The 414-nt window shown below is 62.3% G+C and carries 1 pseudogene; it reads left to right on the top strand.

What is annotated here, in order from left to right:
* Positions 1-5: 5 nt before the first annotated feature.
* Positions 6-414 (top strand): annotated as a pseudogene (locus tag NGM28_RS28595) (hypothetical protein); the annotation flags it as partial.

The raw sequence follows: 414 nt of genomic DNA, 5'->3' as shown, positions 1-414 counted from the left end.
GCTGAACCTTCGCCTTCGACCCGGCCGGTAACCTGCTCGACCAGAAAACCCAGGAGCTGAACCGCCCGCTGGAAGCCGATCCACGGCGCAACAAGCTGATGGATAACCTGCTGCGCGAGTACGCGGGTACCCATTACCGTTACGACGAACGCGGCAACTTGATCCACCGCCTGCACAACGGTGCCCATGCCCATTTCACTTGGGACCTGTTCGACCGTCTGGCCAGCTACAACGATGACCAGCTCAAGGTCGATTACAGCTACGACGCCCTGGGCCGGCGCCTGCACAAGCATTCGGTGGCGCACTTCTGGGATCGCCCCGAAGCGGGGACCGGCTGGAACCAGTTGCAACGAGCGAAGCGCCAACGCGAACTTGGCTGTGGCTTCACCCTGTTCGGCTGGGATGGCGACACCT

This window comes from Pseudomonas sp. MWU13-3659, from assembly GCF_023757525.1.
Classification (GTDB): Bacteria; Pseudomonadota; Gammaproteobacteria; order Pseudomonadales; family Pseudomonadaceae; genus Aquipseudomonas; species Aquipseudomonas entomophila_E.
Note: the sequence above shows the minus strand (reverse complement) of the source record. Positions and strands in the feature narration are given on the sequence as shown.